The sequence below is a fragment of the Sphingopyxis granuli NBRC 100800 genome, from assembly GCF_001591045.1.
Classification (GTDB): domain Bacteria; phylum Pseudomonadota; class Alphaproteobacteria; order Sphingomonadales; family Sphingomonadaceae; genus Sphingopyxis; species Sphingopyxis granuli.
On sequence record NZ_BCUA01000002.1, the window covers coordinates 118,372 to 137,978 of the forward strand.

General features: G+C 66.7%; 21 protein-coding genes and 1 riboswitch. Of the genes, 11 read left to right on the forward strand and 10 right to left on the reverse strand.

The genetic code is table 11. The features are described 5' to 3' along the window. The first annotated feature begins 46 nt into the window (after positions 1 to 46). From SGR02S_RS01345 to SGR02S_RS01355, 3 genes are all read left to right on the forward strand, one after another. Positions 47 to 595 carry a TspO/MBR family protein gene (locus tag SGR02S_RS01345; RefSeq protein ID WP_067105220.1) on the forward strand — a complete coding sequence of 183 codons (549 nt, stop codon included), beginning with the start codon at positions 47 to 49 and terminating at the stop codon, positions 593 to 595. Positions 596 to 632: 37 nt separating this feature from the next. Further along, a complete protein-coding gene (locus SGR02S_RS01350; protein ID WP_067105221.1) occupies positions 633 to 911 on the forward strand; it encodes an accessory factor UbiK family protein in 279 nt (92 codons plus the stop codon). A 169-nt stretch (positions 912 to 1,080) separates the two neighbouring features. Continuing rightward, the gene (locus SGR02S_RS01355; RefSeq protein ID WP_067105222.1) at positions 1,081 to 1,584 is read left to right on the forward strand and encodes a type III secretion system chaperone family protein; all 504 of its coding nucleotides are present in this window, start codon (positions 1,081 to 1,083) and stop codon (positions 1,582 to 1,584) included. Positions 1,585 to 1,606: 22 nt separating this feature from the next. Here the strand turns inward: SGR02S_RS01355 and SGR02S_RS01360 are convergent, their stop codons facing one another. From SGR02S_RS01360 to SGR02S_RS01385, 6 genes are all read right to left on the reverse strand, one after another. Next, the gene (locus SGR02S_RS01360; protein ID WP_067105223.1) at positions 1,607 to 2,566 is read right to left on the reverse strand and encodes a right-handed parallel beta-helix repeat-containing protein; all 960 of its coding nucleotides are present in this window, start codon (positions 2,564 to 2,566) and stop codon (positions 1,607 to 1,609) included. A 95-nt stretch (positions 2,567 to 2,661) separates the two neighbouring features. Then, positions 2,662 to 5,283 (reverse strand): methionine synthase, encoded by a 2,622-nt coding sequence (gene metH, locus SGR02S_RS01365; RefSeq protein ID WP_067105224.1) that lies wholly within the window; start codon positions 5,281 to 5,283, stop codon positions 2,662 to 2,664. Between the two features lie 24 nt (positions 5,284 to 5,307). Beyond that, positions 5,308 to 5,832: a GNAT family N-acetyltransferase gene (locus tag SGR02S_RS01370; protein ID WP_067105225.1), complete on the reverse strand. Its 525-nt coding sequence runs from the start codon at positions 5,830 to 5,832 to the stop codon at positions 5,308 to 5,310. Between the two features lie 4 nt (positions 5,833 to 5,836). Further along, the gene (locus SGR02S_RS01375; protein WP_067105226.1) at positions 5,837 to 6,889 is read right to left on the reverse strand and encodes a homocysteine S-methyltransferase family protein; all 1,053 of its coding nucleotides are present in this window, start codon (positions 6,887 to 6,889) and stop codon (positions 5,837 to 5,839) included. A 25-nt stretch (positions 6,890 to 6,914) separates the two neighbouring features. After that, positions 6,915 to 7,856 (reverse strand): methylenetetrahydrofolate reductase, encoded by a 942-nt coding sequence (metF, locus tag SGR02S_RS01380; protein WP_067105227.1) that lies wholly within the window; start codon positions 7,854 to 7,856, stop codon positions 6,915 to 6,917. Then, on the reverse strand, positions 7,853 to 8,839 hold the full coding sequence (locus tag SGR02S_RS01385; protein ID WP_067105228.1) for an ArsR/SmtB family transcription factor: 987 nt from the start codon (positions 8,837 to 8,839) through the stop codon (positions 7,853 to 7,855). The genes metF and SGR02S_RS01385 overlap by 4 nt, the downstream gene beginning before the upstream one ends. Here SGR02S_RS01385 and SGR02S_RS20485 point away from each other — a divergent pair. The 4 genes from SGR02S_RS20485 (at position 8,820) to SGR02S_RS01405 (ending at position 11,029) form a co-directional block, all read left to right on the forward strand. Further along, a complete protein-coding gene (locus SGR02S_RS20485; protein ID WP_255211358.1) occupies positions 8,820 to 9,392 on the forward strand; it encodes a hypothetical protein in 573 nt (190 codons plus the stop codon). The genes SGR02S_RS01385 and SGR02S_RS20485 overlap by 20 nt on opposite strands. A 182-nt stretch (positions 9,393 to 9,574) precedes the next feature. Next, on the forward strand, positions 9,575 to 9,904 hold the full coding sequence (locus SGR02S_RS01395; protein WP_067105230.1) for an entericidin EcnAB: 330 nt from the start codon (positions 9,575 to 9,577) through the stop codon (positions 9,902 to 9,904). A 78-nt stretch (positions 9,905 to 9,982) separates the two neighbouring features. Then, complete coding sequence (locus SGR02S_RS01400; protein WP_067105231.1) at positions 9,983 to 10,168, forward strand: hypothetical protein; 186 nt, start codon at positions 9,983 to 9,985, stop codon at positions 10,166 to 10,168. 51 nt (positions 10,169 to 10,219) lie between these two features. After that, positions 10,220 to 10,312: riboswitch (ZMP/ZTP riboswitch) on the forward strand. A gap of 21 nt (positions 10,313 to 10,333) precedes the next feature. Beyond that, a complete protein-coding gene (locus tag SGR02S_RS01405) occupies positions 10,334 to 11,029 on the forward strand; it encodes a DJ-1/PfpI family protein (RefSeq protein WP_244857973.1) in 696 nt (231 codons plus the stop codon). A 66-nt stretch (positions 11,030 to 11,095) separates the two neighbouring features. On the opposite strand, the gene groL is transcribed toward SGR02S_RS01405, so the two are convergent. Both groL and groES read right to left on the reverse strand, forming a co-directional pair. Then, positions 11,096 to 12,739: a chaperonin GroEL gene (gene groL, locus SGR02S_RS01410; RefSeq protein WP_067105233.1), complete on the reverse strand. Its 1,644-nt coding sequence runs from the start codon at positions 12,737 to 12,739 to the stop codon at positions 11,096 to 11,098. A gap of 63 nt (positions 12,740 to 12,802) precedes the next feature. Beyond that, positions 12,803 to 13,090, reverse strand: coding sequence for a co-chaperone GroES (gene groES / locus SGR02S_RS01415; protein WP_067105234.1), 288 nt, complete (start codon positions 13,088 to 13,090; stop codon positions 12,803 to 12,805). Positions 13,091 to 13,177: 87 nt separating this feature from the next. Between groES and SGR02S_RS19810 the strand changes: the two genes are divergently transcribed. Continuing rightward, positions 13,178 to 13,735, forward strand: coding sequence for a hypothetical protein (locus SGR02S_RS19810; protein WP_156482913.1), 558 nt, complete (start codon positions 13,178 to 13,180; stop codon positions 13,733 to 13,735). Here the strand turns inward: SGR02S_RS19810 and SGR02S_RS01420 are convergent. Together SGR02S_RS01420 and SGR02S_RS01425 are read right to left on the reverse strand one after the other, a co-directional pair. Further along, positions 13,677 to 15,086, reverse strand: coding sequence for an MATE family efflux transporter (locus tag SGR02S_RS01420; RefSeq protein ID WP_067105235.1), 1,410 nt, complete (start codon positions 15,084 to 15,086; stop codon positions 13,677 to 13,679). The two genes, SGR02S_RS19810 and SGR02S_RS01420, sit on opposite strands and share 59 nt — an antisense overlap. Positions 15,087 to 15,198: 112 nt before the next feature. Beyond that, positions 15,199 to 15,789 carry a Pycsar system effector family protein gene (locus SGR02S_RS01425; protein WP_067105236.1) on the reverse strand — a complete coding sequence of 197 codons (591 nt, stop codon included), beginning with the start codon at positions 15,787 to 15,789 and terminating at the stop codon, positions 15,199 to 15,201. A 148-nt stretch (positions 15,790 to 15,937) separates the two neighbouring features. Here SGR02S_RS01425 and SGR02S_RS01430 point away from each other — a divergent pair, with 148 nt between their 5' ends. The 3 genes from SGR02S_RS01430 (at position 15,938) to SGR02S_RS01440 (ending at position 19,579) form a co-directional block, all read left to right on the forward strand. Next, on the forward strand, positions 15,938 to 16,174 hold the full coding sequence (locus SGR02S_RS01430; protein WP_067105237.1) for an acyl carrier protein: 237 nt from the start codon (positions 15,938 to 15,940) through the stop codon (positions 16,172 to 16,174). 109 nt (positions 16,175 to 16,283) lie between these two features. Then, positions 16,284 to 17,486 (forward strand): serine palmitoyltransferase, encoded by a 1,203-nt coding sequence (gene spt / locus SGR02S_RS01435; RefSeq protein ID WP_067105238.1) that lies wholly within the window; start codon positions 16,284 to 16,286, stop codon positions 17,484 to 17,486. Between the two features lie 113 nt (positions 17,487 to 17,599). Further along, complete coding sequence (locus tag SGR02S_RS01440) at positions 17,600 to 19,579, forward strand: ATP-binding protein (protein WP_067105239.1); 1,980 nt, start codon at positions 17,600 to 17,602, stop codon at positions 19,577 to 19,579. The last annotated feature ends 28 nt before the right edge of the window (positions 19,580 to 19,607 follow it).

Consider the following 19,607-nt stretch of genomic DNA (forward strand, 5'->3'; position numbering starts at 1 on the left):
TCGCGACACCATTGGCACGCAGAATCGCGAAAGGGACCAGCCGAGCATGAGCGAGATCGCCACACCGGGCCAGCTACGCCTCTCCTATTGGCGCTGGGCGATGATCACCGTCCCCGCGATCGTGCTGATCGGCAGCCTGATGGGCCTGCTTTCGAACAGCGGCTACGGCAATCGCTGGTTCGCGGCACTCGACCTGCCGTCCATCGTGCCGCCGGGCTGGGTGTTCGCGGTCGTCTGGCCGCTGCTCTACATCTGCCTCGGGCTGGCGCTGGCGATGGTCCTTCATGCGCGCGGCGCCAAAGGACGCGGCTTTGCGCTGCTGCTCTTCTTCGCCCAGCTCCTCGCCAATTTCGCCTGGTCGCCGCTGTTCTTCGCCGCGCATCAGGTGACAAGCGCGCTGTATCTGATCATCTTCATCCTGATGGTGACGCTTGCCACCGCCTTCGCCTTTGCATCGATCCGCAAGGCGGCGGCGTGGCTGCTCGTGCCCTATCTGCTGTGGCTCGCTTTCGCGAGCGTCCTCAATTTCCAGATCGACCAGCGCAACCCCGACGCCGAAGCCCTTGTCCCGCACGCGGCGAGCACCCAGATATAGGCGCGGCAAGGGGCCGACCCCGACGAAGGATAGAGTGATGCAGAGCGAGAACCGCATTTTCGACGATCTGGCCAAGATGATGAACGGCATCGCCGGCACGGTCGCCGGCGCCGGCCGCGAGGCCGAAGCCGCAATGCGCGAGCGCGCCAAGGAATGGATCGGCCGCATGGACTTCGTCAGCCGCGAGGAATTCGAGGCGGTGAAGGCGATGGCCGCGACGGCGCGCGCGGAGGCGGAGGCGCTGAAGGCGCGGCTCGATGCGCTGGAAGGTGCAGCGAAGCCGGCGGCGAAACCCAGAACCGCACCTAAAAAATAGGCGGCCGTCAAAGAAACTGCCGCTTCCTGTCTTCGTCATGCTGAACTTGATTCAGCATCCATTCTCGCGCCGCCCCCGATCGCGAGTGCCGAATGGACCTCGGATCCAGTCCGGGGTGACAAGGTGGTGCGGACTCGCCAGGTCAGCCATCACCCGCTAAAGGCGCTCCATGAGTGACGATATCTACGATGACGACGGCCAGGAAGCGGCGCCGATGGACATGCTCGCCTCCTATTTCGCCGCGCACGACTGGGCGCACGAGATGGTCGGCGAGGACGAGATCGTCGCGACCGCGCAGGGAAGCTGGACGACCTATGAGCTGCGCGCGGTGTGGCGTCCCGACGACGGTGTCATCCAGCTTCTCGCCTTCCCCGACATCCGCGTCGTCGAGGACAAACGCGCCGCCGCGCACGAAGCGCTGGCGCTGATCAACGAACAGCTCTGGCTCGGCCATTTCGAGCTGTGGTCGAACAGCGGCACGATCCTGTTTCGCCACGGCATGCTGCTGGGAAGCGACGCCGCGCTGTCGCTCGACCTCGCCGAAACGCTGGTCGAAAGCGCGATCGACGAATGCGAGCGCTTCTATCCGGTGTTCCAGTTCGTGCTGTGGGGCGGCAAGACGCCGGCCGAGGCGCTCGCCGCCTCGCTCATCGAAACACGCGGAGAGGCGTAGCGCCAGCTCCGTTCGGACCGCTTCACCGTTTCTCGTACCGCTTGAGCCCCGGCCCGAGGTCGTTGGCGCCGATCGCGAGCGGCTCGCCGCTCCAGTCGGCGACGAACGCCACGTTGCGGCCGAGCCCTTCGGGCAGGCTGGCCCGATTGCCCTCGATCGACAGGCCGCGCGACGGATTGTCGCGCGCCTCGGCGGCGACCGCGATGATCGCCGAATAATTTTCCTTGTCGCGCCCCTGCACGAACAGATTGTCCGCAATGCGCCCCGTCGCGCCCGCCGGCAGGTCGATCATGTAATTGGTCGCCGTCCCCTGCGTGTCGTCGAAACTGTTGTCCCGAATGTCGACCTGTGCCGCGCGGACCTTCAGATAATGGCCGCCGGTGCCCTTTTCGAAGCGGCTGTGGGTCACCACAACGCGACCGTAGGCGCCGGTATAGACGCTGTGCGCGCAGCTCAGCCCACGGTCGCAACGCCCGAGCCGCGAAAAGGTCGAGCGCTCGATGGTCAGCGTCGACTGCGGGTCGTCGGCGGTGAGGATGCCCTCCTCGCTGCCGCGGAACAGGCTGTTGACGATGGTCAGGTCGCCCTGTTCGAGCCGGATTCCGGCGCCGTTGCCGTCGGGCACCCGCATGTTCTGGAAAACGATGCCGTCGATCCGCGCGCCGCCGCCGCGCAGCACCAGCGCCGCCTTACCCTCGCATGTCACGCCGTCGAATATGCTGCGCCCCGGCTCGGCAGCAACGAAGGCGATATGTCCCGCCGTCTGAACCGCGCAATCGCGATGATAGCCGGGAGCAATGCGGATCGTCCCCTGCCCCTCGCCGATCGCATCGACAGCCTGCTGCAAGCGGCCGAAGGCGCGGCCGCTTTCGGTGACGACATAGGGCGCGTCGCCCGATTGCGCGGGCAGCGGCATCGGGGCGAGGAGCAGCGGAAGGGCGAGCAGCGGCAACAGCGGCCGGCGGAGAAGCGTCTGGATCATGGCGCCGTCATAGCGATTTCGGCGCCGCGCGTCCTTCGCGAAGCTGGTTAACCCGCCACCTGTCCCTTTATCGGACAGACGGCGGGCAATCGGTTTCAGTCGAGATTGGGGCGCAGCCAGCGGCGCGCGGTTTCGAGATCGACGCCGCGCCGTTCCGCATAATCGACCAGCTGGTCCTCGCCGACCCGCGCGACCCCGAAATAGCTCGCATCGGGATGCCCCAGATAGAAGCCCGAGACCGCCGAGGTCGGCAGCATCGCGAAATGGTCGGTCAGGATCGCGCCCGACGTGTTGCCGGCATCGAGCAGCTCGAACAGGATCGGCTTCAAGCTGTGGTCCGGACAGGCCGGATAGCCCGGCGCGGGGCGGATGCCGCGATATTCCTCCTTGATGATCGCCTCCGGCGTCAGCTGCTCGCCCGGTGCATAGCCCCAGAGCACGGTGCGGACATGCGCGTGGAGCCGTTCGGCGAAGGCTTCGGCGAAGCGGTCGGCCAACGCCTTGAGCAAGATGTCGCTGTAGTCGTCATGCACCGCCTTGAAGCGCGCGAGGTGCGGCTCGATGCCGTGGATCGCGACCGAAAAGCCGCCGATCCAGTCGCCGTCGGGGCTGACGAAATCGGCGAGGCACATGTTGGGGCGCCCCTCGCGCTTGGCGATCTGCTGGCGCAGGAAGGGGATGCGGACGTGCCGTTCCTCTTCCTCGAGGTGGATGACGACGTCGTCGCCATCGCGGCGGCACGGCCACAGCCCCGCGACCCCGCGCGCGTGCAGCCAGCCTTCGCCGACGATCTTCGCAAGCATCGCCTGCGCGTCGGCATAGAGACCGCGCGCGCTTTCCCCCACCACGGCGTCGTCGAGGATCGCGGGGAAGGTGCCCGCCAGTTCCCAGGCGCGGAAGAAGGGGGTCCAGTCGAACCATTCGACCAGTTCGGCCATGTCCCATTGGTCGAACGCATGCACGCCGGGCTGTTCGGGCGGGAAGGGCCGGATATGCTCGTCGACCGCGAAGCCGTTGGCGCGCGCATCCTCTATGGGGATCAGCGCGCTCTGCCCCTTGTTCGCGCGCACCTCGCGGATGTGCGCATAATCCTGCTTATAACCCTGCACATAGGCGTCGTAGCCGGTATCGCTGACCAGCGCTGTCGCGACGCCGACTGCGCGGCTCGCGTCGAGCACGTGCAGCACCGGTCCTTCATAGGCGGGGTCGATGCGTAGCGCGGTGTGCATGCGCGAGGTCGTCGCGCCGCCGATCAGCAGCGGCATCGTCATGCCGGCGCGCTGCATCTCTTCCGCCACGGTCACCATCTCGTCGAGCGAGGGGGTGATCAGGCCGGACAGGCCGATCATGTCGGCGTCATTCTCGTTCGCGGCCTGCAGGATGCTGCTCCACGGCACCATGACGCCCAGGTCGACGACCTCGAAACCGTTGCACTGGAGCACGACGCCGACGATGTTCTTGCCGATGTCGTGGACGTCGCCCTTGACGGTCGCCATCACGATCCGGCCCTTGCCCTTGGCGCCTTCCTCCTTCTCGGCCTCGATGAAGGGCAGCAGGTGCGCGACCGCCTTCTTCATCACGCGCGCCGATTTCACGACCTGCGGCAGGAACATCTTGCCCGACCCGAACAGGTCGCCGACGACGTTCATCCCGTCCATCAGCGGCCCTTCGATCACCTCGATCGGCCGGTCCATCGCCAGCCGCATCTCTTCGGTATCGGCGACGATATGCGCGTCGATCCCCTTGACCAGCGCATGTTCGAGCCGCTTTTCGACCGGCCAGCCGCGCCATTCCTCGGCCGCCTTTTCCTGCGCCGCATCCTTGCCCTTGTAGCGTTCGGCGAGCGCGATCAGCCGTTCGGTCGGCGATTCGGCCTCGCCCTTCACCTTGCGGTTGAGGATCACGTCCTCGCAGGCGTTGCGAAGCTCCGGGTCGATCGTGTCGTAGACGTCGAGCTGCCCCGCGTTGACGATCGCCATGTCGAGCCCCGCCGGGATCGCATAATAGAGGAAGACGCTGTGCATCGCGCGGCGCACCGTCTCGTTGCCGCGAAAGCCGAACGACAGGTTGGACAGCCCGCCGGAAAAATGGGCGTGCGGGCAGCGCTGGCGGATGACCTTCACCGCCTCGATGAAATCGACGGCATAATTGTCATGCTCTTCGAGCCCCGTCGCGATGGCGAAAATATTGGGATCGAAGATGATGTCCTCGGGCGGGAAGCCGATGCCGGTGAGCAGCTTGTAGGCGCGCTCGCAGATCTCGATCTTGCGCTCCCTGGTATCCGCCTGCCCGACCTCGTCGAACGCCATGACGACCACCGCGGCGCCATAGGCCCGGCACAGCCTCGCCTGCGCGAGAAAAGGCTCCTCGCCCTCCTTCATGCTGATCGAGTTGACGATCGGCTTGCCGGGCACGCATTTGAGGCCCGCCTCTATGACGCTCCATTTCGACGAATCGATCATCACCGGCACGCGCGCGATGTCGGGCTCGGCGGCGATCAGCTTGAGGAAGGTCGTCATCGCCCGTTCGGCGTCGAGCAGCCCTTCGTCCATGTTGACGTCGATAACCTGCGCGCCATTTTCCACCTGCTGGCGCGCGACCTCTACCGCGGCGGTGAAATCGTCGGCGAGGATCAGCTTCTTGAACGCCGCCGATCCGGTGACGTTGGTGCGCTCGCCGATATTGACGAAGGACGAAGAGGAGAGGGTCTGGGTCATCGAAGGTCCCGAAAGGAAGAGAGGTCAGGCCGCGACGGGGCGGGCAAGGACGAGATCGTCGTAGAGCTTGCCCCCGACGTCGAACTGCCGGGTGCCGATGTCGGCAAAGCCCTGCTTGCGATAGAAGGCGAGCGCGCGGTGATTGCGCGCATAGACGCCAAGCAGCAGCCGGCGATGCCCCGCCGCCGCCTCGACCGCCCGCGCCATCAGTGCCGCGCCCAGCCCGGTGCCGTGAAAGCGCGACAGCGCATAGATGCGCTTGAGCTCTATATCGCCGTCCTGTGCCGCCGCGAGGCCCGGCGCGCCGACGAGGGCAAATCCGACGGGCGCGCCGCCGGGCCGCGCCTCGGCCAGCCAGGCACGGGCGCCCGACGCCAGGGCGGCCCGATAGGCCGCCTCGCCATGCTGCGCGGCGCAATGGCCGATGATCGCCGCGCCGTCGAGGATACCGGCGAAGGTTTCGAGAAAGGTCGCCGCGCCGATCAGTGCCAGCGCCGCGGCGTCATCGGCGCCGGCCTCGCGGATCGTCCATGCTTGTCCATCCTCCATCGGATCAGGCCGCCGCCATGGTGAAGGGTTCCAGCCCCGCGAGACGCGTGCGCACCGGCACTTCGGGGATATGGCGCGGCGCAAGGCCTTCGACCGCCTTTGCCATCGCGGCGATATGCGCGGGCGTCGATCCGCAGCAACCGCCGAGGATATTGACCTGCCCATGCTCGGCCCATTCGCGCACCAGTCCCGCGGTCGTCTCCGGCTGCTCGTCATATTCGCCGAGTTCGTTGGGCAGGCCCGCGTTCGGATAGACCATCACCAGCGTATCGGCGAGATCGGAGAGCACCCGAACATGCGGGCGAAGCTGCGCCGCGCCGAAGCTGCAATTGAGCCCGACGGTCAGCGGCTTCGCATGGCGCACCGCGTACCAGAAAGCCTCGACCGTGTGGCCCGACAGGTTGCGCCCCGACAGGTCGGTCAGCGTCATCGAGATCATCAGCGGCAGTTCGCGTCCCAGCTTCGCCTCCGCCTCAAGCGTCGCGGCGATCCCCGCCTTGGCGTTGAGCGTGTCAAAGATCGTCTCAATCAGGATGAAATCGGCACCGCCCTCGGCCAGCGCGACCACCTGGTCGCAATAGACCGCCTTGAGCTCGTCGAAATCGATCTCGCGATAGCCGGGATTGTTGACGTCGGGCGACAGCGACAGCGTCTTGTTGGTCGGCCCGACGGCGCCCGCGACGAAGCGGCGGCGGCCGTCGCGCGCGGCAAATTTGTCGGCCGCCTCGCGTCCCAGTCGGGCGCTTTCATGGTTGATGTCGGCGACCAGATGCTCGGCGCCATAGTCGGCCTGGCTGATCCGGTTGGCGCTGAAGGTGTTGGTCGACACGATATCCGACCCCGCCGCTAGATAGGCTTCGCCAATCGCCGCGACGACGTCGGGGCGGGTCAGCGCGAGAATATCGTTATTGCCCTTCTGGTCGCGGCCGAGACCGAGCGTGCCGGCATAGTCGGCCTCTGTCAGCTTGCGGAGCTGGATCTGCGTTCCCCAGCCGCCATCGGTGAGCAGGATGCGGCTGCGGGCCGCCTGCTGCAGGGCTTCGCGCGCGCTGGTCATCGACGATCCTTCCTTGATATGCGGCTCATGCGGCCTTCTCCGCCGCGGGCGCCGCCGGCGGGCGCAGGCCCAGCAGGTGGCAGATGGCGTAGCTGAGCTCCGCCCGGTTGAGCGTGTAGAAATGGAAGTCGCGCACGCCGCCGGCATAAAGGCGGCGGCAGAGTTCGGCGGCGATCGTCGCGGCGACGAGCTGGCGCGCCGAAGGCAGGTCGTCGAGCCCCTCGAACAGCGAGATCATCCACGCCGGGATCGCCGCACCGCACATGTCGGCCATGCGCCGGGTCTGCGACACGTTCGACACCGGCAGGATGCCGGGGACGATCGGCGCATCGATCCCCGCCGCCGCCGCCGCGTCGCGGAAGCGCAGGAAGGCTTCGGGCGAGAAGAAGAATTGCGTGATCGCGCGCGTCGCGCCGGCATCGAGCTTGCGCTTGAGATTGTCGAGGTCGGTTTGCGCGCAATCGGCGTCGGGATGCACCTCGGGATAGGCGGCGACCGAAATGTCGAAGGGCGCGACAGCCTTCAGCCCCGCGACCAGCTCGGCGGCATTGGCATAGCCTTGCGCATGGGCGCAATAGGGCGCACCGCCCGGCACATCGCCGCGCAGCGCGACGATGTGGCGCACGCCCGCGTCCCAATAGGCGCGTGCGACCATGTCGATTTCCTCGCGCGAGGCCTCGACGCAGGTCAGGTGCGCCGCGGGCGGCACCGCGCTTTCCGCCGCGATGCGCGCGACGGTGGCGTGGGTGCGTTCGCGCGTCGAGCCGCCCGCGCCATAGGTGACCGAAACGAAGCGCGGCCCGAGCGGTTCGAGCGTGCGGAACGTGTCCCAGAGCTGCGCCTCCATCTTCTCCGTCTTCGGCGGGAAGAATTCGAAGCTGACGCCGATGTCGCCGTCGAGATTGGCGAACAGCGGCGACGCCGCGGCGCGCCGGGCCTCCGCCAGCGAATTGAGATTCGATGTCATGCGGCAAGTTTCCTGGTCTGCCCGCCTTCGCTGGCGGGGGTCTGATCTTCGTCGCTGCGGCGGCGTCCGAGCCACAGCTTCACCGCCAGCTCGCCGCCCTCGAGCGTCTGCCCGCTTTCGAGCAGCAGCCCGGCGGAGGCGAACCAGCCGCGGATCTGGGCATCCGAAAAGCCGAGACGGGCGTGCGCCGCAAGCATGCGCAGTTCCTCATCCTCGTGCGGCGCGAAATCGACGACGAGCAGATGCCCGCCGCCGCGCAGCACCCGTGCCGCCTCCGCGATCACGCGGTCGGGTTCGTGTGCGAAATGCAGCGCCTGATGGATGACGATGCTGTCGATGCTCGCATCGTCCATCGGCAGCGCCAGGAAATCGCCCTGCACCAGGTCGATCGGGACCGGCTGATCGGCCAGCTTGGCGCGCGCGAGCCGCAGCATTTCCGGGCTGCGGTCGAGCGCGGTGATACGCCGCGCGGTCGGCGCGAAAATCTCTGCCATCCGGCCAGTGCCCGTTCCGATGTCGAGCAGATGACCGAGCCGGCGCCCCGCCACCATCGCCAGCATCGCGGATTCCACCTCGCTCTCTGCGACGTGGCGGGAGCGGATCGCGTCCCATTCGGCGGCATGTTCGGCGAAATAGCGCGCGGCGGCGGCCGCGCGGTCGTTGCGGATGGCGGCAAGGCGTCGGGCATCATAAGCGATCACCCGGCCCTCGCGCGCCGAGAAGGGCCATTTCTCGACCTGATCGATCATCGTCCGGATCGGCCCGTCCTGCACGATGCGCAGGAACACCCAGCTTCCCTCGCGCCGCCGCTCGACGATGCCGGCCTCGGCCAGGATGCGGACGTGCCGCGACACGCGCGGCTGGCTCTGATCGAGGACGATCGCCAGCTCCCCGATCGCCAGTTCCATCTCGCGCAGCAACGCCACGACTCGTAACCGGGTCGGGTCGGCAAGGGCACGGAAAATGTCGAGCAGCTCGGCCATGGGAAGGCGATATAAAGAATTCTTTATATCCAGTCAACCGGCCGAAAGCGCCCTGTTTCCGGGGCTTGCAGCGGCGGTATCGGGCTCGACTCGTCGATTTGAGCGCCGCCGCAACCAAAAAGTCCGTTGCACCGTTTTGGCCGAAATTGTAGCTCTGTCGGCGATTGGCAATGTGCCGGATCGAATTGTTCGCATCCGAATGCCGGTCAATCAGTTCAATCGAGAGGGGTATTCCCAAATGAAGAAGTCGATCACTCTGTCGCTCGTCCTTGCCACCTCGCTGGGCCTCGCTGCCTGCGGTGAAAAGGCTGCCGACGAAGCAGCTCCGGCCGCCGAAGACACCGCGACCGTCGAGGGCGCGGCGGACGGCGCGATGGAAGCGGCCGAAGGCGCCGCCGATGCGACCGCCGCTGCGGCCGACGCGACCGCGAACGCTGCCGGCGACGCCGCCGCTGCCGCGAACACGGCTGCCGACAAGGCCAGCGAAGCTGCCGACGCCGCCAAGGAAGCGACCGACGCTGCCAAGGGCGCGATGGAAGAAGCCAAGAAGTAATCGCTTCCTGGCATTCGACCAGTTGAAAAAGGGGTCGTTGGCACGCGCCGGCGGCCCCTTTTCACATGGTTGCCCCGGACCAGCGGACCGGCATCGCTCGCCGGTTGCCAAGGGCTTCATCCACCGCTAATTCTTCGCGCAGTGGTCGCGGGCCGGCCACCGCCCATTCGAAAGGAATTTCTATGCGCAAGATCATTATCGCCTCGATGGCCGCAGCGGCGTTCAGCCTCGCCGCCTGTTCGGAAAAGGCGCAGGACGAAACCGCCGAAGCGGGCGCCGCCGTCGCTGACGATGCCGCGGCCGCGGGCGATGCCGTCGCCGAAGGTGCCGCCGACGCCGCCGACGCGACCGCCGATGCCGCCAAGGACGCCGGTGCGGCGGTCGAGGGCGCGGCCAAGGATGCCGGCAACGCCGTCGAAGGCACGGTGAACGCCGCCGGCGACGCCGCCAAGGCCGCGGGCGACAAGATCGCTGCGGAAACCAAGAAAGCCGAAGCCAACGACAAGAAGTAAGTCGCTGGCAGGCTTTCGCCTTGCTATGAAGGGGCTCCATCCGATGAGGGTGGGGCCCTTTTTCGTGGGAGAGGCCACATGACCCCTCGCATCGCGTCCATTGCGGCGCTCGTGCTGCTCCTCGCCGCGGGATGCAGCCGCACCGACAACGAGCCCGGCCCCGGCGGCGTCACCGTCAGCGAAGCAAAGGCGCTCGACGACGCAGCCGAGATGCTCGAAAGCCGCGACGGCGCGGCGGACGCGGATACGGACGCCGGACGGTAGCACCCGCCTCCCGCAACGCCCTTTCCACCGCGGCCGCCCCGTCCTATGCTGCCGCTGCTCCGCGACCGGCGCTGAAGATGGAGTCCCATCGGGAAGCGGGGTCCGGCCGATGGCCGGCAAGAGCCGCGCGCCTGGGTGATCCATTGCATGGCGAGGAGCATCCGCGTGACCGAAACCACCGCCCCCGAAAACACTCCCCAAACCACCATCGTCTTCCTTCTCTTTCCGGGCATCACCCAGCTCGACTTCACCGCGCCCGCGCAGGCGTTGAGCCGGATGCCCGGCGCGGTGCTGGCCGGTGCGGCGGCAAGCCGCGCGCCGATCGCCACCGACAGCGGCTTTTCGATCATCCCGACGCATGATTTCGCGGACTGTCCGCAGGCCGACATCCTGTGCGTGCCGGGCGGTCATGGCGTCGCCGCGGCGCTGGGCGATGCGGCGACGATCGCCTTCATCGAACGGCAGGCCGCCGGCGCCCAATGGGTGACGAGCGTGTGCACCGGCGCTTTCCTGCTCGGCCGCGCCGGCCTGTTGCAGGGGCGGCGCGCGACGACACACTGGGCCTATGCCCATCTGCTGCCGCTGGTCGGCGCGGAGGCGGTGAAGGCGCGCGTCGTCGAGGACGGCCGCGTCGTCACCAGCGGCGGCGTGACCTCGGGCCTCGATTTCGCGCTGACGCTGATCGGTCGCCTGCGCGGTCCCGCGGTCGCGCAGGCGATCCAGCTGGCGATCGAATACGACCCGGCGCCGCCCTTCGCCGGCGGCCACCCCGACCGTGCGCCGCAGACGGTGACGGCGGGGCTGAAGGCGCGCGTCTACGACGCGGCCGCCGCCCACATGGAAGCGGCGCTGCGGGCATGAAAAAGGGGCCGGAGGATCGCTCCCCCGGCCCCGATTTTCCAGCATATGCCGGCTGGGATGCGGGACTTAGAAGTCCATGCCGCCCATGCCGCCCATGCCGCCGCCGCCCATCGGCATCGCCGGCTTGTCTTCGGGCAGTTCGCTGACCGCCGCTTCGGTGGTGATCAGCAGGCCGGCAACCGACGCCGCATCCTGAAGCGCGGTACGCACGACCTTGGTCGGGTCGATGACGCCGGCGGCCTTCAGATTCTCATAGGTGTCGGTCGCGGCGTTGAAGCCCTGATCGACATTGTCTTCGCGCAGCAGGTTGCCCGCGACGACCGCGCCGTCGTGGCCAGCATTGGCTGCGATCTGGCGCAGCGGCGCTTCGATCGCCTTGCGGACGATGTCGATGCCGCGCGTCTGGTCGTCGTTGACGCCCTTCAGCCCGTCGAGCACCTTGGTCGCATAGAGCAGCGCGGTGCCACCGCCCGAGACGATGCCTTCCTCGACCGCGGCGCGGGTCGCGTGCAGCGCGTCGTCGACGCGGTCCTTGCGCTCCTTCACCTCGACCTCGGTCGCGCCGCCGACCTTGATCACCGCAACGCCGCCGGCGAGCTTCGCCAGACGTTCCTGCAGCTTTTCACGGTCATAGTCGCTGGTCGTGGTCTCGATCTGGGCGCGAATCTGCTCGACGCGAGCCTTGATCGCGTCGGCTTCGCCGGCACCGTCGACGATGGTCGTGTTGTCCTTGTCGATGGTGACGCGCTTCGCCTGGCCCAGCATGTTCAGCGTGACCGATTCGAGCTTGATGCCCAGGTCTTCGCTGATCATCTCGCCCTGCGTCAGGATCGCGATGTCCTGCAGCATCGCCTTGCGGCGATCGCCGAAGCCCGGCGCCTTGACCGCCGCGACCTTCAGGCCGCCGCGCAGACGGTTGACGACGAGGGTCGCCAGCGCTTCGCCTTCGATGTCCTCGGCGATGATCAGCAGCGGACGGCCCGACTGCACGACCGCTTCGAGGATCGGAAGCATCGACTGGAGGTTCGACAGCTTCTTTTCGAAGATCAGGATGTACGGATCGGCGAGTTCGACCGTCATCTTTTCGGGGTTGGTGATGAAATAGGGGCTCAGATAGCCGCGGTCGAACTGCATGCCCTCGACGACGTCGAGTTCGAATTCGAGGCCCTTGGCTTCCTCGACGGTGATGACGCCTTCCTTGCCGACCTTCTCCATCGCCTCGGCGATCTTCTCGCCGACTTCGGTGTCACCGTTGGCCGAGATGATGCCGACCTGCGCGATCTCCGACGAGCCCGACACCGGCGTCGAGCGGGCGGCGAGATCCTCGACCACCTTGCCGACGGCGAGGTCGATGCCGCGCTTGAGGTCCATCGGGTTCATGCCCGCGGCGACCGACTTCATGCCTTCGCGGACGATCGCCTGCGCCAGCACGGTCGCGGTGGTGGTGCCGTCACCGGCCTTGTCGTTCGCCTTGCTGGCGACCTCGCGCAGCATCTGCGCGCCCATGTTCTCGAACTTGTCCTTGAGCTCGATTTCCTTGGCGACGCTGACGCCGTCCTTGGTGATGCGGGGAGCGCCGAAGCTCTTGTCGATCACGACATGCCGGCCCTTGGGGCCCAGCGTGACCTTGACGGCGTCGGCGAGGATGTCGACGCCCTTGAGGATGCGCTCGCGCGCGTCGCGCGAAAATTTAACGTCCTTGGCAGCCATTGGCTCGTTCCTTTCAAAGGCGCAGGAAACTGCGCAACTTCACTTTCAATTCGATGGACGGACTCAGGCGAGAATGCCGAGGATGTCCGATTCCTTCATGATCAGCAGCTCTTCGCCGTCGACCTTGATCTCGGTGCCCGACCACTTGCCGAACAGGATGCGGTCGCCGGCCTTGACGTCGAGCGCGATGCGGTCGCCGTCCTCGTCGCGGGCGCCCTCGCCGACGGCGACGATCTCGCCTTCCTGCGGCTTTTCCTTGGCGGTGTCGGGGATGATGATGCCGCCGGCCGTCTTTTCCTCGGCTTCGATACGGCGGACGAGCACGCGATCGTGCAACGGACGAAATTTCATGGATTTCCCTCCAGAAATGCGGATGACTGTCGTTCTTAGCACTCACATTGGGAGAGTGCTAACAGGCGGGCATATGGGTGGAGGGTCGTGGGGCGTCAAGCGGGGCCAACGAAAATTTTACGGCTGCTCGGCTATGGCATCCAGATGGGGTGCGAAGTTCCTATCATCAAGGACGTTGAACCGCCTAGCCAACTGCAGTTGCTGGAGCGCGGAGCGCGTTTACGAAGCGATTTTCTCGATGCCTTTGCTCGCCTCGAAGAGGTTGTCTGCAAGAAGCTCGATCACGATGCAAAAGGAACGGCTGCTCAACCGCTAACCCAGAAGCTCAACGCCTTAGAGAGAGCCTCATTTCGCCATCCCATCAAAGCCAAACAACGGATCGCGGAAATTCGCGCTTTAGTAGAGTGTCGGAACGACATGGTGCATTCTATCTTGGCGGTTGCCGAACTGAGCAGCGATCCCAATAGCTATTTCGTGTTCCGCAATGTCTCGACGCTACCGGACTGCACGGGACGGCACCTACGGGCCATCACCGGTGAAGAGTTTAAGGCGCTGATCAGCCGCGTAAAGACCGCAGCAAAACAACTCAGCGATCAGCCAATGAAGGCAACAGCCCCAGCCGATCCCGCATCCGCCAGCGAATGAGCAACAGCGCGGCGACGACCACCAGTCCGACCGCGAGGCCGATCCAGATGCCGACACCCTGCAGCGGGGTCCAGAAGCCGAGGTAGATGGCGGTGCCGTAGCCCGCGATCCAATAGCCGCACACCGCGATCAGCATCGGGATGCGCGTGTCCTGCAATCCGCGCAGCACCCCCGCGGCGACCGTCTGCGCCCCGTCGAACAGCTGGAAGGCGGCGGCGATGACGAGAAACTGCATCGCAAAACCGACGAGCGCGGCATTCTTCGCATCGCCCACATCGACATAGAGCGACAGCACCGTCGCCGGATAGAGCCACATGCCGAGCGCGGTCAGCGCCATGAAGCCGATGCCGAGCCCGAGCGCGGCGCGGCCGGCGAGCGCGATGGCGCGGCGGTCGCGCGCGCCATAGGCGAGCCCGACGCGGATCGTCGCCGCCTGCGCGACGCCGAACGGAATCTGGAAAGCGAGCGCCGCGACCTGCAGCGCGATCGTATGCCCGGCCAACTGCGCCTCGCCGATCCGGCCCATCAGGAAGGCGGCGCCGGTGAACAGGCCCGCCTCGGCAAGGATGGTCAGGCCGATCGGGGTGCCGATGCGGACGATCTCGACGAAGCGGCTCCATTCGCTGCGCCACCAGTTGCCGAACAGATGATAGCGCCGCAGCCGCCGGTCGGTCTGGATCACCACGACATAGGCGATCAGCATCGCGGCGCTGGTCAGCACGCTCGACAGCGCCGAGCCGTGGAGGCCGAGCGCGGGCAGACCGAGGTGACCGAACACCAGCGTCCAGTTGCCGAGCGCGTTGACGAACAGCGCGAGGAAAGTGATCGCGGTCGCGATCGTCGGCCGCCCCAGCGCCGAAACGAAGATGCGCAGCACGCTCGCCGCGATCATCGGCGCCATCCCCCACATCAGAATCAGAAGGAAACCGGCGGCGCGATGGGTCAATTCGGGGTCCTGCCCGGTCGCGCGCATGATCGGCCCGCCCGCGGCGCAGATGCCCATGAAGACGAGCGAGACGAGCAGGCTGAGCCACAGCGCCATGCGCACGGTGCGCCGCACCTCGCGCACGCTGTGCCTGCGCCGGCCGAGTTCGGCGGCGATCAGCGGTGCCGCGGCGCCGACCAGCCCGGTACCCGTCCACAGCAGAAGGCCGAAGATCGCGACGCCGAGCGACGAGGCGGCGAGCGCCGTGTCGCCGAGCCTTGCGACGAAGATCACGTCGATCGCATGGACGAGCATCTGGAGCAGATTCGCGGCGGCCAGGGGCCAGGCGAGCGCCAGTGTTTCGCGGAATTCGACGCGGAATGTCCGCGGCGGTTCCGCGGTCAGGGGGTGGGCCTGATCGAGCATGGCCGGCCCGGATAAGCGCGGGGTTCCGGCGGTTCAATAGCGACGGGGCGAGGCGTGCGGTTTGACGAGCGGGGGTGATAAAAAGGCCACAGCCGTTCCCCTCACCCCGGATTTATTCCATCCACATTGTCGTCATCTCGACCGCGAAGGCGAGGAAGGTCAGCGTCAGCCCGGCCACGAACAACCGATAGGCATAGGCCAGATAGCGATATTTGCGCCGCGCGAGCACGACGCCATTCTGCCAGGTGTCGCGCAGCATCACCTCGTAGAGGTCCTCTTCGGTGCGCAGGCGCGCCTTGACCGCGGCGATGAATTCATCCTCCCCCATCCGGGCGAAATGGCCGAAGAAGAGGAGATTGCCGCGATCCTCGCCGTCGCTTGCGGCCGGCGGCGCCTTGCCGACGCGCGGCAGCACGGCGGAGATGGCGAGCAGCGCCGACAGGAAGGAAAAGGTCGCGAGAATCGCGAGCGGCGTCGTCAGCGCCCCCGCCCCGGCGCGCGCCTGTCCGATCGCGAGGGTGAAGACGACGAAGGTCGCGCCCATCAGGATCGACGCCTTCTGATCGGCCATCTGCGACAATTGCATCGTGATCTGCTGATTGGTGCGGACGAGATGGACCGCATTGGGCGGAAAGCCGGTCGCGGGCGGCGGCTCCACGCGTTCCGGCGCCTTTTTCGGCCGCTTCTCCGGTTCCTTGCTCATAGACCATCCCCGATCATCGAACCGCACCAGCGATGGCATGCCGGGCTTCGATCGGCAAGATGCTGCCCGATTGCCGCCGCAATCGCTTGCCAAGGAACCATGGTCGCGGCATGTCCGCGCGATATTTCCACTTTTGGGACGCACCGAAATGAGCACCGCGCTGCGCGAGACGATTCACGGCCTGATCGAGCCGTTCAACAAGAAGGGCGTCGAACTGACCGACGCCACGACCTTTGCCGGCGACCTCGAATGGGACAGCCTGACCGTCATGGATTTCGTTGCCGAGGTCGAGGACAGTTTCGACATCATCATCAGCATGAACATGCAGGCGGAAATCGAGAATGTCGGCCAGTTGATCGCCGCGGTGGAGAAACTGCAGGGCTGACCTCTCTCGTTCCGTTCGTGTCGAGCGAAGTCGAGACACCCATCAGGAAAGTGCGAAGCCGAGGGGCATCTCGACTTCGCTCGATGCGAACGGATTTTGGAAGCATCATATGACCGATCTTTTCTCGAAATTCGACCCGCTGATCGAGCAGCGCGCGGCGCTGCTGTCGACCGGCGTCACCGATCCGTTCAGTCTGGTGATGGAAAAGGTGCTCTCGCCCACCGTCGCGATCTGCAACGGGCGCGAGACGATCCTGCTCGGCACCTACAATTACATGGGCATGACCTTCGACGAGGACGTCATCGCCGCGGGCAAGGACGCGCTCGACAAATTCGGCAGCGGCACGACCGGCAGCCGTGTCCTCAACGGCACCTATCAGGGGCACCGGGAGGTCGAGGAGGCGCTGAAGGACTTCTACGCCATGGATCATGCCATGGTGTTCTCGACCGGCTATCAGGCGAACCTCGGCATCATCTCGACGATCGCCGGCAAGGGCGACTACATCATCCTCGACATCGACAGTCACGCCTCGATCTACGACGGCTGCAAGATGGGCGATGCGGAGATCGTCGCTTTTCGCCACAACGACATCGAAGCGCTGGAAAAGCGGCTGAAGCGCCTGCCGCCCGAGGCGGGCAAGCTCGTCGTGCTGGAGGGCGTCTATTCGATGCTCGGCGATGTCGCGCCGCTGAAGGAGATGATCCGCATCGCCAAGGAGAATGGCGCGATGGTGCTGGTCGACGAGGCGCATTCGATGGGCTTCATCGGCGAGCACGGCCGCGGCGTCGCCGAGGCGCAGGGGGTGATCGACGACGTCGATTTCATCATCGGCACCTTTTCGAAGAGCGTCGGCACCGTCGGCGGCTTCTGCGTGTCGAACCATCCGAAGTTCGAAATCCTGCGGCTCGTCTGCCGCCCCTATGTCTTCACCGCCTCGCTGCCGCCGAGCGTCGTCGCGACCGCCGCGACGAGCATCCGCAAGCTGATGCACGGATCGAACAAGCGCGCGCATCTGTGGGAAAATTCGAAGGCGCTGCACAAAGGGCTGCGCGATCTGGGCTTCACCCTCGGCACCGACGAGCCGCAGTCGGCGATCATCGCCGTCATCATGCCCGATCTCGAAAGGGGCGCGATGATGTGGGAAGCGCTGCTCGAGGAAGGGCTTTACGTCAACCTCGCGCGCCCGCCGGCAACCCCCGCGGGCATGACGCTGCTGCGCTGTTCGCTGTGCGCCGAGCATTCGGCCGACCAGGTCGGCGAGATCCTCGGTCGCTTCGAGCGCGCGGGCAAGCGCACCGGCATTATCGGCTGAAACGAGCCTGCGCGCCGACCAGCGGATTCCTTTTCGGGGCGAACCGAGCATCGCGCCGCGTCCCGGGCGCTTCGCCGCTTTGCCCGGCCGCCGAATGCCGGTAAACAGGCGCGGTGTTCGAGCGGGATGGCGACAGTGAAAGCGAAAGCCGCCGGGAGCGCGTGCGCTTCTGGCTGACGGTCGGCGTCGGCACGATTCTGGTCGGGGTCGTCGCGGCGCTCGTGCTGCTGCTGATGCGCGCCAACGACAATTACGATCGCTCGCTCGGCTATCAGGCGCACAGCCTGGAGATGATCCAGCAGACGCGCAGCCTCGACGCCGCGCTCGCCCGCGCCGAATCCGCTCTCGGCCGCTTCGCGGTCGGGCTGCAGAAAGAGGACGGGCGCATCTATCAGCAGCAATGGGGCCTCGCGCAGCAATATCTGGCGCTGCTCCGGCGCAACGTGCGCGACAATCCAAAGCAGGCCGAACTGGTGCAGCAGCTGACCGCCGAACTCGCCCAGCGCGGCACGCAGCTCGGCGATGCGGCGCTCAGCGCCAATTATCGCCAGACCGTCGCGGCGATCTCCAAATATAATGCGGCCGGGCACGACCCGGCGCTCGGCCGCATCGACAAGCTGCTCACCGAGCTGATCCGCAACGAGCGCGCACTGCTCAGCGAGCGCAACCGCATCGCCGCCTCCGACCGCGCGAGCCTGAACCAGGCGATCCTGCTTTTCTCGCTGCTCGGCGCGCTCGCGGCGGTGATCGCCATCGCGGCGAGCTTCTCGCTCGTGCGAGCGGAAAGCGAGCGGCGCATGGCGCGGCGCGAGCAATTCGCCGAGAGCGACCGCGCGATGCTGCTCGAAGCCGCGGTCGAGGAACGGACCGCCGAACTGGCCGAAGCGAACGAGGCGCTGCGCGGCGAGATGGTCGAGCGCGAAGCGGCCGAGGCGCAATTGCGGCAGGCGCAGAAGATGGAGGCCGTGGGGCAGCTCACCGGCGGCATCGCGCATGATTTCAACAATATGCTCGCGGTCGTCGTCGGCGGGCTCGAACTGGCCCAGCGCTGGCTGTCGGAGGCGCCCGACAAGGCGCAGCGCCACCTCGGCAACGCGCTCGACGGCGCCAACCGCGCCGCCGACCTGACGCGGCGGCTGCTCGCCTTTGCTCGGTCGGAGCCCGCCCGTCCCGAATTCACCCCAGTGGACGAATGCATCGCGAGCTTCGCCGAACTGATCGAACGCACGATCGGCGACCGGATCGCGCTGTCGCTCGACCTCGGCGCGGAAGGGCTCGCCTGCCGGCTCGACCGGCAGCAGTTCGAGAATGCGCTGCTCAATCTCGCGGTCAACGCGCGCGACGCCATGGGCGGTCACGGCACGCTCGTCATCCGCACGCTGCGCGACGAAAGGGCCGAAACCGCGGCGCTCGCGGTGCAGGTGATCGACAGCGGCTGCGGCATGGCGCCCGAGGTGATCGAACGCGTGTTCGACCCCTTCTACACCACCAAGCCCGCCGGGCAGGGCACCGGGCTGGGCATGACGCAGGTCTTCGCCTTCTGCCGCCAGTCGGGGGGCGAGGTGCAGATCGCCTCGACCGTCGGCGAGGGGACGAGCGTCGCGATGCTGCTGCCGGTCGCGCGGCCCGGTGAAACCGACGCGGCGGTGGCGGACGGCGGCAAGGCTCTTTCCGACGCACCGTCCCACGCGCTCGACATATTGGTGGTCGAGGACGACCGGCGCGTTCTGGCCGCGACGGTCGATGCGGTCGAGGAACTGGGCCACCGCGCGGTCGCCTGCAACGATCCGCTGAAGGCCGAGGCGCTGGTCGCGGCCAACGGCGGGTTCGACCTGATCCTGTCCGACGTGCTGATGCCCGAACTCACCGGGCCGGAAATGGTGGAACGGCTCAAGGCGCGCTGGCCCGACCTGTCGGTGCTGTTCGTCACCGGTTACGCCGGCGACGCAAGCGAGATCGCGAGCTTCGGCGACCACGACGTGCTGCGCAAGCCCTTCACCCTCGCCGCGCTCGACCAGGCGATCCGCCGCTGCCGCGACGTCCCCGCGCCCGAGCCGGGCGCGGCGACGCTCGCGCGCGCGACCTCGTCCTAGACTCTGATGACTTTAGATTGACCCACTT

Bases quoted from the DNA above. Each gene is read 5' to 3' on its own strand.
- SGR02S_RS01430 (WP_067105237.1), top strand. From the start codon at position 15,938: ATGAGCACCGCGCTGCGCGAGACGATTCACGGCCTGATCGAGCCGTTC.
- SGR02S_RS01395 (WP_067105230.1), top strand. From the start codon at position 9,575: ATGCGCAAGATCATTATCGCCTCGATGGCCGCAGCGGCGTTCAGCCTC.
- SGR02S_RS01400 (WP_067105231.1), top strand. From the start codon at position 9,983: ATGACCCCTCGCATCGCGTCCATTGCGGCGCTCGTGCTGCTCCTCGCC.
- groL (WP_067105233.1), bottom strand. From the start codon at position 12,739: ATGGCTGCCAAGGACGTTAAATTTTCGCGCGACGCGCGCGAGCGCATC.
- metH (WP_067105224.1), bottom strand. From the start codon at position 5,283: ATGACCCAGACCCTCTCCTCTTCGTCCTTCGTCAATATCGGCGAGCGC.
- SGR02S_RS01350 (WP_067105221.1), top strand. From the start codon at position 633: ATGCAGAGCGAGAACCGCATTTTCGACGATCTGGCCAAGATGATGAAC.
- SGR02S_RS01420 (WP_067105235.1), bottom strand. From the start codon at position 15,086: ATGCTCGATCAGGCCCACCCCCTGACCGCGGAACCGCCGCGGACATTC.
- metF (WP_067105227.1), bottom strand. From the start codon at position 7,856: ATGACATCGAATCTCAATTCGCTGGCGGAGGCCCGGCGCGCCGCGGCG.
- groES (WP_067105234.1), bottom strand. From the start codon at position 13,090: ATGAAATTTCGTCCGTTGCACGATCGCGTGCTCGTCCGCCGTATCGAA.
- SGR02S_RS01370 (WP_067105225.1), bottom strand. From the start codon at position 5,832: ATGGAGGATGGACAAGCATGGACGATCCGCGAGGCCGGCGCCGATGAC.
- SGR02S_RS01360 (WP_067105223.1), bottom strand. From the start codon at position 2,566: ATGATCCAGACGCTTCTCCGCCGGCCGCTGTTGCCGCTGCTCGCCCTT.
- SGR02S_RS01425 (WP_067105236.1), bottom strand. From the start codon at position 15,789: ATGAGCAAGGAACCGGAGAAGCGGCCGAAAAAGGCGCCGGAACGCGTG.
- SGR02S_RS01375 (WP_067105226.1), bottom strand. From the start codon at position 6,889: ATGACCAGCGCGCGCGAAGCCCTGCAGCAGGCGGCCCGCAGCCGCATC.
- SGR02S_RS20485 (WP_255211358.1), top strand. From the start codon at position 8,820: ATGTCGAGCAGCTCGGCCATGGGAAGGCGATATAAAGAATTCTTTATA.
- SGR02S_RS01355 (WP_067105222.1), top strand. From the start codon at position 1,081: ATGAGTGACGATATCTACGATGACGACGGCCAGGAAGCGGCGCCGATG.
- spt (WP_067105238.1), top strand. From the start codon at position 16,284: ATGACCGATCTTTTCTCGAAATTCGACCCGCTGATCGAGCAGCGCGCG.
- SGR02S_RS01345 (WP_067105220.1), top strand. From the start codon at position 47: ATGAGCGAGATCGCCACACCGGGCCAGCTACGCCTCTCCTATTGGCGC.
- SGR02S_RS01385 (WP_067105228.1), bottom strand. From the start codon at position 8,839: ATGGCCGAGCTGCTCGACATTTTCCGTGCCCTTGCCGACCCGACCCGG.